The 12,177-nt window shown below is 64.7% G+C and carries 12 protein-coding genes and 1 rRNA gene; 2 read left to right on the top strand and 11 right to left on the bottom strand.

Annotated elements, in window-relative coordinates; genetic code table 11:
* The 3 genes from Q352_RS0117750 to ompR form a co-directional block, all read right to left on the bottom strand.
* Window positions 1-101, bottom strand: a 16S ribosomal RNA gene (locus Q352_RS0117750); the annotation flags it as partial.
* Between the two features lie 277 nt (window positions 102-378).
* On the bottom strand, window positions 379-1,740 hold the full coding sequence (locus Q352_RS0117745; RefSeq protein ID WP_028500480.1) for an ATP-binding protein: 1,362 nt from the start codon (window positions 1,738-1,740) through the stop codon (window positions 379-381).
* Entirely contained in the window at window positions 1,740-2,474 is a 735-nt protein-coding gene (ompR, locus tag Q352_RS0117740; RefSeq protein WP_028500479.1) for an osmolarity response regulator transcription factor OmpR, read from the bottom strand. The genes Q352_RS0117745 and ompR overlap by 1 nt, the downstream gene beginning before the upstream one ends.
* 195 nt (window positions 2,475-2,669) lie before the next feature.
* On the opposite strand from ompR, the gene Q352_RS0117735 reads away from it, so the two are divergent.
* Window positions 2,670-2,984 carry a hypothetical protein gene (locus Q352_RS0117735; RefSeq protein ID WP_028500478.1) on the top strand — a complete coding sequence of 105 codons (315 nt, stop codon included), beginning with the start codon at window positions 2,670-2,672 and terminating at the stop codon, window positions 2,982-2,984.
* 175 nt (window positions 2,985-3,159) lie between these two features.
* On the opposite strand, the gene Q352_RS0117730 is transcribed toward Q352_RS0117735, so the two are convergent.
* From Q352_RS0117730 to Q352_RS0117715, 4 genes are all read right to left on the bottom strand, one after another.
* The gene (locus tag Q352_RS0117730) at window positions 3,160-4,680 is read right to left on the bottom strand and encodes a fumarate hydratase (protein ID WP_028500477.1); all 1,521 of its coding nucleotides are present in this window, start codon (window positions 4,678-4,680) and stop codon (window positions 3,160-3,162) included.
* A 149-nt stretch (window positions 4,681-4,829) separates the two neighbouring features.
* Window positions 4,830-5,315, bottom strand: coding sequence for a MarR family winged helix-turn-helix transcriptional regulator (locus Q352_RS0117725; protein ID WP_233495295.1), 486 nt, complete (start codon window positions 5,313-5,315; stop codon window positions 4,830-4,832).
* Window positions 5,316-5,456: 141 nt separating this feature from the next.
* Entirely contained in the window at window positions 5,457-6,506 is a 1,050-nt protein-coding gene (locus Q352_RS0117720) for a DUF8744 domain-containing protein (RefSeq protein ID WP_156952602.1), read from the bottom strand.
* 33 nt (window positions 6,507-6,539) lie between these two features.
* Window positions 6,540-6,863, bottom strand: a complete 324-nt coding sequence (locus tag Q352_RS0117715; RefSeq protein ID WP_036386950.1) for a metal-sulfur cluster assembly factor — start codon at window positions 6,861-6,863, stop codon at window positions 6,540-6,542.
* 81 nt (window positions 6,864-6,944) lie between these two features.
* On the opposite strand from Q352_RS0117715, the gene Q352_RS0117710 reads away from it, so the two are divergent.
* Window positions 6,945-7,397, top strand: a complete 453-nt coding sequence (locus Q352_RS0117710) for an RrF2 family transcriptional regulator (RefSeq protein ID WP_028500473.1) — start codon at window positions 6,945-6,947, stop codon at window positions 7,395-7,397.
* Window positions 7,398-7,403: 6 nt separating this feature from the next.
* Here the strand turns inward: Q352_RS0117710 and Q352_RS0117705 are convergent, their stop codons facing one another.
* The 4 genes from Q352_RS0117705 to Q352_RS21855 all read right to left on the bottom strand — a co-directional run.
* Window positions 7,404-8,147: an NAD-dependent protein deacylase gene (locus Q352_RS0117705; protein ID WP_051529069.1), complete on the bottom strand. Its 744-nt coding sequence runs from the start codon at window positions 8,145-8,147 to the stop codon at window positions 7,404-7,406.
* Between the two features lie 26 nt (window positions 8,148-8,173).
* The gene (locus Q352_RS0117700; RefSeq protein ID WP_028500471.1) at window positions 8,174-9,559 is read right to left on the bottom strand and encodes a DEAD/DEAH box helicase; all 1,386 of its coding nucleotides are present in this window, start codon (window positions 9,557-9,559) and stop codon (window positions 8,174-8,176) included.
* A 250-nt stretch (window positions 9,560-9,809) separates the two neighbouring features.
* Window positions 9,810-10,733, bottom strand: a complete 924-nt coding sequence (locus Q352_RS0117695; RefSeq protein ID WP_028500470.1) for a CobD/CbiB family protein — start codon at window positions 10,731-10,733, stop codon at window positions 9,810-9,812.
* Window positions 10,734-10,863: 130 nt separating this feature from the next.
* Window positions 10,864-12,177 (bottom strand): autotransporter outer membrane beta-barrel domain-containing protein (locus Q352_RS21855; RefSeq protein ID WP_036386205.1); only part of this gene is annotated, 1,314 nt, incomplete at its 5' end.

Below are 12,177 nucleotides of genomic sequence, written 5' to 3'. Positions count from 1 at the left end.
CCACTCGTCAGCGGGAGCAAGCTCCCCTGTTACCGTTCGACTTGCATGTGTAAAGCATGCCGCCAGCGTTCAATCTGAGCCAGGATCAAACTCTTCAGTTCAATCTTTGCAAAACTGGCTGACGCAATTCTCAAAAGAACTTCTGAAAGTTCTTCCTTGACTGTGTAAGCCTTGCTTTTCAGCAAGCGCCTACACTTATCGGTTGTCTGTTTTGTTAAAGAGCTTTTTCCGAACTGAATCAGCTACTTGCTGCTTCGTTCGGCGCTGCGTCGTGCAGCGAGGAAGCGAACTATACGTCCGCCCCTCTCTTCCGTCAACACCCGTTTTCCGCTTTTTTGTCACCGATTCGGCAAGTCCTTGAGAGAAAAAGGCTTTGTTTCAGCCTTCCGCCGCCCCCTTGCGACGCTCGGCCAGCGCGGAAATGACTTTCCGGGCCGGTTTCGCCGCCGGAAGCGGGAAACCGACACCGACGGAGAAACCGTCGGTGTCCTTGAGGAATGCCAGCCGGGCAGCGTGTGCATCGGCAATGCGCTTGACCATGGCCAGTCCCAGGCCGGAACCGCCGTCGGCGGTCCGGGCCGCTTCACCGCGCGTGAACGGCCGCAACAAGCGGGCGGTGGCCTCATCCGGAAAACCGCTGCCGCCATCGTGGACCTGCAACCACAGGCAGCCATCAGTCTGATGTACACGAACCGTCACCGGCGGCTGACCGTAACGCAGGGCGTTGTCGATCAGATTGCCGAGCAGACGCCGTACGGCCACTGGCCGGATCGGAATGTCGAGCAGCGGATGGTTGTCGTCCAGGCTCACCGGTTTGCCGTCGCGCTGATAGGGTTCGACCACGTCCCGGGCGAACAGGTACAGGTCAATGCGCTCCAGCGCTTCGTCCGGTTCGCCGCGCGCGTAATCGGAAAACTGCTTGAGGATGCGTTCGATGTCGGACAGGTCGGTCAGCATGCCATCCCGCAGCCAGGCTTCATCCATCATCTCGACTGACAGTCGCATGCGGGTCAGCGGCGTACGCAGGTCATGCGACACGCCGGCCAGCATGATGCGGCGGTCCCCTTCCAGCTCATGCAGGGCCTGTACGGTCCGGTTGAACTGGCGTGACAGCAATCGGAATTCGTCCGGTCCCGACTCGACGAGCGGTTCCGGGGTTTCGCCACGCTCCAGCCGCGCCGCAGCCCGATGCAGTTGCGCCAGCGGCAGCGACATGCGCCATGCCATCCATGAAGCGGCGAACAGCACGATGGCCAGGAAGGCGACGATGGTCAGCGGCCAGGTCGAGCCCACTTCGCTGTGCAGACGCCCCAGCGGCAGGATCAGCCAGTACGGTTTGTCGAGAATGGTCACCGCCAGCCACAGCTCGTTGACCGGGTCACGCTCGACCCGGGCGTCGTCAATGACCAGCCCGCCGGCGGCCAGGGCCTGCATGATCGAGCGCTGTTCGCGGGTGGACGGGGTCAGCTCCGGTGGCATCAGGCCATCGGCCGGTACCAGGTTGATTCCGCCCGGGTGGTTGTACGCATCGAGGAAGCGATCACGCGCAGCGACCGGCAACCCTTCAAGCTGCTGCTCGGCATCGGCGAGGACGTCGAAGATCTGTTCGGCCGTCTGCTGGGCAATCAGCCGCTCGCGGCTGGCCCCGAAGATCAGCACCGCCACCAGCTGGCTGAGCAGCACCGTGCCCAGCAGCAGCCAGGCAAAGCGACCGAACAGACTGCGCGGCACCAGCCGCATCAGACGTTTTCCCCGTCCGGCACGAACACGTAACCAAAGCCCCACACGGTTCGGATGAAGCGCGGTTCGCTGCTGTCGGCTTCAATCAGCTTGCGCAGGCGGGAAATCTGCACGTCGACGCTGCGGTCGAACGCTTCGATATCGCGTCCGCGCGCCAGCTGCATCAGCCGTTCGCGCGACAGCGGTTTGCGCGGATGGGTGACCAGTACCAGCAGCATGGCGAATTCGGCCGGCGTCAGCGCCACCGGCTCGTCCTTGCGCCGCAGTTCGCGACAGCCGGCGTCGAGCACGAAATCACCGAACGGGTAGCTTTCCCCGGCCGCCGTTTCCGCCGCCAGCGCCGGCACCGGTGCCTGGCGCCGCAGGACGGCCTGGATGCGCGCCACCAGCTCGCGCGGGTTGAACGGTTTGCCGAGGTAATCGTCGGCGCCCATTTCCAGCCCGACAATGCGGTCGATATCGTCGCCCTTGGCCGTCAGCAGGATGATCGGAATCGTTTCCCCGGTCGCCCGCAGGCGCCGCACCACGGACAGTCCGTCCTCGCCCGGCAGCATCAGGTCGAGCACGATCAGGTCCGGCCGGCGTTGCTGCAGGCGCTGGTCCAGCCGGCTGGCATCGGCGTAGGCATCGGCATCGAATCCCTGCTGTTGCAGGTAACGCAACAGCAATTCGCGGATTCGCGGATCGTCGTCGACGATGAGGATTTTCTTGGTGTTCAGCGTGTCTTGGGTCATGGTGCCTAGTGTATTCGTGATTTTTTATTCCGCAAATCCAGGCGATACAGTCATTTACATGTCCTGCCCGCCACGACACAGCGTCGCAACACCGCCGCGTGTACAGTGCGAGGCATCAGAGGGAAGATGGCGAAGCCGCCCCGGCAAGGTCATTTCACCTATATGATTTATTGTTTCCATTGAGTGGTGAGGTTGATGAAAGGCTTGTTTTACAGTCTGCTGTCGATCGGCGCCCTGATCTCCACCATGACCCGGGCAGCGCCGCCGAGTGATCGCGGCCAGCAGGTCGAACCCTGGCGGGAGCATCGCGAACGACGGCTGCAACAGGCGCTGGAGAATGGCGATGTGACCCAGGCCCAGGCCGAACGTGCCCGCCGCCAGTGGGAGGAGCGCCGCTCCTCGCGCAGTCAGCCGCGCGATCCCGGGTCCGCCCGTGAACCGGTTCGCCCGATCCGTCAGGACTGGGCTCCGGATGCGCCCCAGGGCTGGCGCAATGATCGCCGGTTCTGATCCTTGTCCCCAGCGAGCGGGGATGGCGGCGTGGACAATCTGTGGATAAGTCATCCAAGTTGCTGTCCGCACACCGGATTCCCCTTCCTGCCTAAAATTTGGGCAGCCCGCACTGAAATCCCGAAATAAAACAGCCCGTCAGTATTGACGGGCTGTTTTCATTTGTTCCGCATGGTCAGGCGACGGCAACCGGGATCTTGCCGATCCGGGCCTGCCAGGTCTTCGGCCCGGTCTGGTGGACGCTCTCGCCACAGGCGTCGACGGCAACCGTCACCGGCATGTCCCTGACGTCGAACTCGTAGATCGCTTCCATGCCCAGGTCCTCGAAGCAGACCACGCGCGCGTGCTTGATGGCCTTTGCCACCAGGTAGGCTGCGCCACCGACTGCCATCAGATAGGCGGACTTGTGCTTCTTGATCGCCTCGATCGCAACCGGGCCGCGTTCGGCCTTGCCAACCATGGAAATCAGGCCGGTCTGGCTGAGCATCATTTCGGTGAACTTGTCCATCCGCGTTGCGGTGGTCGGGCCGGCCGGGCCGACGGCCTCGTCGCGCACCGGATCGACCGGGCCGACGTAGTAGATCACGCGGTTGGTGAAGTCGACCGGCAGCGTTTCCCCCCTGGCCAGCATGTCGTTGATGCGCTTGTGCGCAGCATCGCGACCGGTCAGCATCTTGCCGTTCAGCAGCAGGGTCTGGCCCGGCTTCCAGCTGGCGACCTGTTCCGGCGTCAGCGTATCCAGATCGACACGGGTGGCGACCTCGGTGTCCGGCGCCCAGCTGACTGCCGGCCAGTCTTCCAGCTTCGGCGTTTCCAGATGCGCCGGACCGTTGCCGTCGAGGTGGAAGTGCACGTGGCGGGTCGCGGCACAGTTCGGGATCATGGCCACCGGCAGGCTGGCGGCATGGGTCGGGTAGTCGAGGATCTTGATGTCGAGCACCGTGGTCAGGCCGCCCAGGCCCTGGGCACCGATACCGAGTGCGTTGACTTTGTCGAACAGTTCAAGCCGCAGCTCTTCGACCCGGTTCTGCGGACCGCGGGCGATCAGCTCATCGATATCGACCGGCGCCATCAGCGATTCCTTCGCCATCAGCAGCGCCTTTTCCGGCGTGCCGCCGATGCCGATGCCGAGAATCCCCGGCGGACACCAGCCGGCCCCCATGGTCGGCACGGTCTTCAGTACCCAGTCGACGATCGAGTCGGACGGGTTCAGCATGGCCATCTTGCTCTTGTTTTCCGAACCGCCACCCTTGGCGGCACAGATCACTTCGATGCCGTCACCCGGGACGATTTCGTAGTGGACCACGGCCGGCGTGTTGTCGCGCGAGTTCTTGCGCAGACCGGCCGGATCGAGCAGCACGGACGCGCGCAGCTTGTTGTCCGGGTTCAGATAGGCGCGGCGCACCCCTTCGTTGACCATGTCCTGCACCGATTGCGTCGCATCCCAGCGCACGTTCATGCCGACTTTCAGGAACACCACGGCAATGCCGGTGTCCTGGCAGATCGGGCGGTGCCCTTCGGCACAGAGTCGGCTGTTGGTCAGGATCTGGGCGATGGCATCCTTGGCGGCCGGGCTTTCTTCGCGCTCGTACGCGCGGCCCAGTGCCTGGATGTAATCTTTGGGGTGGTAGTAGCTGATGTACTGGAATGCGTCAGCGATGCTGGCGATGAAGTCCTCTTGGCGGATGACGGCCATCTGTTTCTCCGGGTGCGCTTGTGCAGAAAATTGTCACAAGATTGTACCGGAGACTGCGGACAAAGGCGGACCACACAGTCTATTGAACATCCGCACGGCCGGACGGGCTTGCCCCGCCCCGGCGTGCCACCGGCCATGCCGCCGGGCCGTCAGTCGCGGGCCGCGTATTCCGCCAGCCGGGCCATGACCCGCCACCAGGCAGCCATGTCCGCTTCGCCGACCGATGCGGCGATCTCGTCCATCATCCGCAATTGGTTTTCGGACAGCTGCCCGAGCAGGGACTGCCCGCTGTCGGTCAGTCGCAGTTCCTTCACCCGCCGGTCATGGCTGGCGATGCCGGCCACAATCAGTTGCTGTTCCTGCAGGTGGCGCAGCGGCGCATTGACGGCCTGCTTGCTGACCCCCAGCACGCGCAGCAGCATGTTGACGCTGATGCCGGGATTGCTGCCGACAAAATGCAGGATGCGGTGATGGACCCTGGCCAGACCGCGAGCAGCCAGCATCTCGTCGGGTTTGCTGGTGAAGGCGCGGTAGGTGTAGTACATCAACGAGATAGGATCGTTGAGGGAATGGGGCATGATGGTCGTCGGCATGGCGGCATGGATGGTCTCGCGGATGGCGCATTGTAACGTCATTGCCCGTGATTCGATGATTGCCCAAGGTCAATCAATATGACATTAAGCATTCCCCGCGCACGAAAGCGAGCCCGGCCGACAGGCGGCAGCAGATGAAACCGTCCATTCAGCCCTCCCCGGCGAACCGCCGCGTGCACCACGCTATCGGCCGGGACGCGAGCGCCGGCGCCCTTCGCGCAGTGCATTGAGCACCAGCAGCATGAAGGCCAGCAGTGCCACGCCATTCAGCGATGCGCCGAGCGCGACCCAGTCGGCCCGCGCCAGCCAGCCGCCACTGAAACGGATCAGCAGGCCGATATTCAGCAGCAGCAGGGGCAGGTAGAACTGTGGCCGGTAGCGCGCCTTCAGCCCGCTGACGGCGGGCAGGATGATCAGCGCATGGCCGAACACCATCGACAGCACGAAGCCGATCACCACGCCGTGCAATGCCATGTCGTATCCCGGCCCGGCCTGATAGCCACCGCCGGCCATCAGCGCCAGCGCCGATAGCGCCAGCCAGGCATAGCCGGACAGCAGGCAGATGGCGACAAAACGCGGCAGGCCCTGGCCACGGACGGTATGCCGGGCCACGTCGAAGCGCACCATCCAGGCCGCCAGCGCCAGCAGCGCCAGTCCGGTCAGCAGACCCGCACCACTGAGCAGACCGGCCAGCCACAGCAGCATGACGGCATCGAAAGCCCGTTCAGCCCACGGCGGCCGCGGCGCGAAGCGCGACAGTTCCAGCCGTTCGGCGGCAATGGTCAGCACCAGAAAGGCCATCCACCAGCCCAGCACTTCGGCCAGCGGTCGCGCCATCAGCCACAGCACATTGCCGATGCTCCAGCAGCCGGCGGCCACCGCCAGGTAAAAGGTGAAGTTCTGTGCCTGCCGGCGCCAGACACTGACCGACATTGCCACCAGCATCAGACTGGCGGCAGTGATCAGCAACATGCCTTCCGGACGTCCGGCCAGCAGCAGCAGGGCGCCGAGCCAGGCACCGACCGGGGCCAGCCAGCCCCAGCGCTTGCCGAGCGCCACCGCCCGCTCCAGCGCAATCAGGCTGCCAAAGAAGCCACCGACCATCAGCGCACCATGCCAGCCAATCCCGCCGGCGCTGGTCGGCACCGGCACGCCAACCCTGACCAGGCCACCGGCCACGGCCATCCACAGCACCAGCGGGAACGTCAACAGCAACAACAAGCGGAGTTTCATGGCAATCCTTGCCGGCATGGAGGGGAAAAGGCGTCAGACCGGCTGGTCGTCCTGCCAGCCGAAGCGTTGCCGCAGTTCCGGCGACATCCGCGCCGGCGACCATGCCGGCTCCCAGACCACGCTGACGTCGATCTGCCAGTCGTCGGGCAGTGCATCGAGCAGGGTCTGCCGGACGTCGTCATACAGCATGTCCCCCATCGGGCAGGCCGGCGAAGTCATGGTCATGCTGACAGACAGGCTGTCGGCGCCCAGCTCGACGCCGTAGATCAGCCCGATGTCGACGATATTGAACCCCAGTTCGGGGTCGATCACGTCCCGCAGCAGGTCCAGTACGCCATTCCGGTCGATATTCGCCATGTCGGCCCCTTTAAGATGTAAAATTTATACCACTAATAGTACGCCCTGCCCGGCCCACGAATCAATGAGGCGACAATTCCGATGAGACTGACTTCCTTCACCGACTACAGCCTGCGGGTGCTGATGTACGCCGCCCTGTGCGATGACCGTCTGGTCACCATTGGCGAACTGGCTGACACCTACCGCATTTCTGCCAACCATCTGATGAAGGTCGTGCACCTGCTGGGCCAGCATGGCTATCTGCTGACTGTGCGTGGCAAGGGGGGCGGCCTGCGGCTGGGCCGCGCACCGGCGCAGATCAATCTGGGCGAGCTGGTCCGCCTGACCGAGGGGAGTGACGCGCTGGTCGAGTGCTTCGGCAGCGAACACTCGGCATGCCGCATCGAGCATGCCTGTCTGTTGTATGGGGTATTGCGCGAGGCGCAGGAAGCGTTTTTTTCCACGCTGGGGCACTACACGCTGGCATCGCTGCTGGAAAGACCGGTACCGTTGTCCCGTGCACTCGGGCTGACCATTCCGATCACGCCGGCCTGATATCGCTTACAGCGTCAGGCCCAGTTTCGGCGCGAGTTCACGCGCCACCAGCCCGATCCGGTCGGTGATCCGCAGGTCGAAGGCCGACTCGAACTGGGTCGGCCCCAAGTTCACCAGCACCGTGCGCAGGCCGATGCGGCGGGCAATCAGCGGCAACTGGTTGATCGGTCCGACTTCCAGCGACGACCCCATCACCAGCAGCAGGTCGCAATCGACCAGGGCGGCCACGGCATCGTCCATGCGCTCGACGGCTTCGCCATACAGCACGACATCCGGTTTGAGGATGTCACCGCAGCGGCTGCATTCCGGCAGCGTGTGGGCATTGATCCAGTCCAGGTCATGCACGGTGCCGCAACTCGGGCACTGCGCACGCTCGATGGAACCATGGACTTCGACGATATGCCGGCTGCCGGCACGGGCGTGCAGGCCGTCAACGTTCTGCGTGACGACGGTAACGTGCCGGTCTCCGTCATCCAGGGCGGCCAGCAGACGGTGACCGTCGTTCGGCGCATGGCCGGCGGACAGCTTCAGCTGGAAAATATCCTTGAACGCTGCCCAGAATGCGACCGGGTCGCGGTAGAAGTAATCGATGGAGATCACTTCCGGCAGACTCTGGTCGCGGGTATAGCGTCCCTGGTAGGAGCGGAAATCGGGGATGCCGGATTCGGTGCTCATGCCGGCGCCGGTCATGACGACCAGACGCCGGGAGGCAGCAATCCACCCGGCCAGTTGATCGAGTTCGGCAGTCATCGGATCAGGCGGCAGGGGAAGTCGGGTCAGGCGCGCTCGTAACGCGGCGGCAGCAACAGTGCCGGCACTTCGCGCGGCTCGCGCTGGAAGCGCGGGGTCAGCGGCAAACGCCGACCCTGCCTGAGCGGCAGCTCGTCATCGTCGTCGTCATCCACATCGCTGCGATCGTTGTCGACGTTCTCGATGCGGCTGGCCTTCACCGGCGCCGGTTTGCGTTCGGCCAGTGCCGGACGGGGCGGGCGCTCGGTCACCGGACGCGGAATCCAGCTCGGCCAGAAGGCGTTGTGGCATTCCGGCTTCAGCGTCTGCCGGGTCAGCTTTTCGATGGCTTCGAGCAGGCGCTGTTCGTCTTCACTCATCAGCGACAGGGCAACACCGGAGCTGCCGGCGCGGCCGGTACGGCCAATGCGGTGCACGTAGTCTTCGGGCGAATTCGGCATCTCGAAGTTCACCACGTACGGCAGTTCGGTGATGTCGAGCCCGCGCGCGGCGATGTCGGTTGCCACCAGCACGCGCAGCTTGCCATCCTTGAACGAAGCCAGGGTATCCAGTCGCGCCTGCTGGGCCTTGTCGCCGTGGATGGCTTCGGCCTGGATGTGATCGAACTGGCGCAGTTCGCGTGCCAGCCGGTCGGCACCCTGCTTGGTGCGGCAGAACACGATGACCTGGGTCATTTCGCGCTCATTGATCAGGCGGCCAAGCAGCTGGCGCTTGCGGGCACCGTCGACGGCGAACACGCGCTGTTCGATCGACGCCGCGGTCGCGTTCTGGCGAGCGACCTCGATGGTGATCGGGTCGGTCATGAATTCGCTGGACAGACGCTTGATCTCGGCCGAGAACGTGGCGGAGAACAGCAGGGTCTGACGCGTCTTCGGCAGCAGGCTGATAATGCGGCGGATGTCGGGGATGAAGCCCATGTCGAGCATGCGGTCGGCTTCGTCCAGCACCAGCATTTCGACCCGGTTCAGGATGACGGTTTTCTGTTCGATATGGTCGAGCAGGCGTCCCGGTGTGGCGACGACGATTTCCACCCCGCGGCGCAGCGCTTCTTTCTGCGGATCAATATTGATCCCGCCAAAAACGACGGCATGACGCAGCGGCAGGTATTTGCGGTATTGCTCGACCGACGAGGCAACCTGGTCGGCCAGTTCGCGGGTCGGCGTCAGGATCAGGCAGCGCACCGGGTGCATGGCCGGGCTGACGCTGGTGCTGGCATGCCGGCGCAGGCGCGCCAGGATCGGCAGCGTGAACGCGGCAGTCTTGCCGGTCCCGGTCTGGGCGGCGGCAAGCAGGTCCCGTCCGGCGAGCACTTCAGGGATGGCGCGCGCCTGAATCGGGGTTGGCTCGCTGTAGCCGAGCTCATCAATAGCACGCTGAATCTCTGCGGGCAGTCCCAGTTCGGCAAACGACATCTTGTGGTATCTCCTGCAACAACGGTGGCGGTTCAAGGGGGCGAACTATACGCGCCAAAGCAATGAAATTCCACGCTTTTCATGAATGATACGCATGGAATGACCAAGCCCCCGCAGTCGGGGGGCTTTTGCGACATCGAATGACCCGAATCGGGGCAAGATCCGCGGGCGGCGGGCAAACCGCCCCCGGAGCAGGCTTTCCCCTGATCCGGCGCAACGGGATGATCGGCAGGCGGGCGGCCTCCCCCGCTCACACCAGGGCGCGCGCCACGGTGAACAGCAGGATCACGAACAGCCACACCACGACAGAACGCCAGACCAGACCGATCGCACGCTTCAGGTAATCCGGGTCGGCATCGTCGCCGACGCCGAGTTCCGGGCGGTACTTGACGGTGTAGTCCTGCCGCAGCGGATCACCGAGCTTGACGCCAATGGCACCGGCCGCGCTGGCCAGCAGAATGCCGTAGGCGTAGTTGCCCCAGGCCTGGGCCTGGGCACGCCAGCAGTACACGGCATCCTCGAAATCTCCCATCACGGCAAAGGTGGCACTGGTCAGCCGGATCGGCAGCCAGTCCAGCCATTCGCTGATCCGGCGGGCCGGCAGACCGAAGCGGTCGCCGAACTGCAGGTCGCGCACGCCCCACTTCTGGTACAGCATGCTGGCCAGACGGTACAGCACCGCACCGCTCGGCCCCGGCAGCAGTACATACCAGAACATGGTGCCGAACACATGCCGGTATGAGTCGACCACGCCCTGCTCGATGGTCAGGCGCGAAATTTCGTTGACGTCGAGCTCCGATGTCGGCTGCCCGGTCCAGCGTCCGAGCGACAGCTGTGCGTCGATGACACGGCCTTCGTTCAGCGCCTCGGTAATTTCGGTCAGCGCACTGGAAAAGTGGCGGAACCCCATCGTCAGATAGAGGATGCCCACGTTCCAGACCAGCGCCAGCAGTGGCGACAGCTTGTGCAGCGAGTAAAACACGGCCAGCGACAGGATGACCGGCAGCAGCACGGCCAGCAGCCAGGCCAGCATGCCGTGGCGGGACTCGCCCGCATTGAAATTGCGTTCGAGCGTGTTGGCGTAACGGGTGAACTGCAGGAGCAGGCGGTTACGATTGCCGAGCGGCCGCAACTGCTCCAGCGCGAGAGCCAGGATGATCGAGATCAGAGTCATGTCGTGCCGGGATAAAACAGGTTGTTGGGACAATACCATAAACCATCAAAACGGCAGAACGGCAGACGGGCCGGACAATGCTGCATCCGGCCCGGGCTGGCAGGCAAAACCGCCAGAAAAAGCCGCGGGCTCAGTACAGCAGCCGCCAGTTCGCCATCACGCCGCGGTCCTGACTGCCGTCGTCGCGACTCAGGTAGCCCTCCAGGCTGAAGCGCCCGTGGCGTCCCTGGTGGCTGAAGCCCAGCCGACCGTCGTAGCCGAAGCGGCGCCGGCCATCCTCCGCCGCCAGGGCAAAGCGGGCATCCGGCGCACCGGCCAGGCTCGCCTCCCGCCGGCCGGCCTGACGCAGCATGGCCGGTCGGCCATGGAACTGTGCATCCAGCTGCCAGCCTCGCGACCGCGAATCCCGCCCGTCATGGCTGAAACGCAATCCCAGCAGCGCCTCCAGCGCCACATCGTGCCGCGACGTCACCCGCAGCCCGAAGGCCCCGGCGTCGCGTTCCCGCAGTGCGCCGTCTCGCTGGTAGCGCAGCCTGACGCCAAGCAGCGGGGTCAGCACCGCACCGCCGACCGGCTGTGCCAGCGCCAGGTTCAGCCGGGCCCCCAGCTGGTCGCGCCGGTGATCGGCCCGCGCCCGGTAATTGACCGCCTTGCTCCCCGTGCCATAGTCGAGCGTGCGCCGGGTGCGGTACTGGTGCAGGAAGTAGTCGAGGTGGCCCTCCACGGCCAGCCCGGTCGTCAGCGGCCGCGCATAGCGGGCGCCAAGGTACTGGCTGCTGCCGTCCAGTCCCTGCTCGCGGTCCTTGCTGCTGCCCGGCGACACGCGGGCAAAACCGTAGCGCACCGCCAGTTGCGCCGTGCCGGGTGCAAAGCGCTGCTGCAGCGCGACCATGTCGTAGGCTGACGCACCCAGCCGGCTGCCGCGTTCGCCGCGCCCGAGCAGCCTGAAGCCGAAGCCGGTGGCATCCTCGGCCACGCTGTCGGCCATCCGGTCGAAACGGTGTTCCAGCGTGGGCACGGCCCGCAGTGACCGGTCAAAGCCGGCGCCGGACAGCTGGCGCAGCGCGCGGGCAAAATCTTCACGCCCCGGCAGTTCCAGGCTGGAGAACAGTCTGCCGCGCCCGTAGCTGCGCTCCAGGGCGCTGGCGACCGGTGCCAGCGACGCGTCGGCAATCAGGTCGCGGTAGTCGTTCTTGACCAGGGTGACGCCGATATCGCCGTCGTTGTCATGGTAGCCCCGCGCTTCCCAGACCACGGTGGTCGAACGGATATTGCCGGCGCCGCTCAGCCCCTTGCCGGTGACGAGCTTGGGATAGACCTGCTGCCTGGCCGATGTGCCGGCTGTAAAACCGGTATCGATGCGGACGTCGTGGCCAAGCGCCAGATAATCGCCGGACAGCGTGCCGGCGCTGCTGGCGCTGGTACCGATCTGGTAGTGGTCCAG

It is taken from the genome of Microvirgula aerodenitrificans DSM 15089 (genome assembly GCF_000620105.1).
GTDB lineage: Bacteria > Pseudomonadota > Gammaproteobacteria > Burkholderiales > Aquaspirillaceae > Microvirgula > Microvirgula aerodenitrificans.
Note: the sequence above shows the minus strand (reverse complement) of the source record. Positions and strands in the feature narration are given on the sequence as shown.

Bases quoted from the DNA above. Each gene is read 5' to 3' on its own strand.
- Q352_RS0117745 (WP_028500480.1), bottom strand. From the start codon at position 1,740: ATGCGGCTGGTGCCGCGCAGTCTGTTCGGTCGCTTTGCCTGGCTGCTG.
- ompR (WP_028500479.1), bottom strand. From the start codon at position 2,474: ATGACCCAAGACACGCTGAACACCAAGAAAATCCTCATCGTCGACGAC.
- Q352_RS0117735 (WP_028500478.1), top strand. From the start codon at position 2,670: ATGAAAGGCTTGTTTTACAGTCTGCTGTCGATCGGCGCCCTGATCTCC.
- Q352_RS0117730 (WP_028500477.1), bottom strand. From the start codon at position 4,680: ATGGCCGTCATCCGCCAAGAGGACTTCATCGCCAGCATCGCTGACGCA.
- Q352_RS0117725 (WP_233495295.1), bottom strand. From the start codon at position 5,315: ATGACGTTACAATGCGCCATCCGCGAGACCATCCATGCCGCCATGCCG.
- Q352_RS0117720 (WP_156952602.1), bottom strand. From the start codon at position 6,506: ATGAAACTCCGCTTGTTGTTGCTGTTGACGTTCCCGCTGGTGCTGTGG.
- Q352_RS0117715 (WP_036386950.1), bottom strand. From the start codon at position 6,863: ATGGCGAATATCGACCGGAATGGCGTACTGGACCTGCTGCGGGACGTG.
- Q352_RS0117710 (WP_028500473.1), top strand. From the start codon at position 6,945: ATGAGACTGACTTCCTTCACCGACTACAGCCTGCGGGTGCTGATGTAC.
- Q352_RS0117705 (WP_051529069.1), bottom strand. From the start codon at position 8,147: ATGACTGCCGAACTCGATCAACTGGCCGGGTGGATTGCTGCCTCCCGG.
- Q352_RS0117700 (WP_028500471.1), bottom strand. From the start codon at position 9,559: ATGTCGTTTGCCGAACTGGGACTGCCCGCAGAGATTCAGCGTGCTATT.
- Q352_RS0117695 (WP_028500470.1), bottom strand. From the start codon at position 10,733: ATGACTCTGATCTCGATCATCCTGGCTCTCGCGCTGGAGCAGTTGCGG.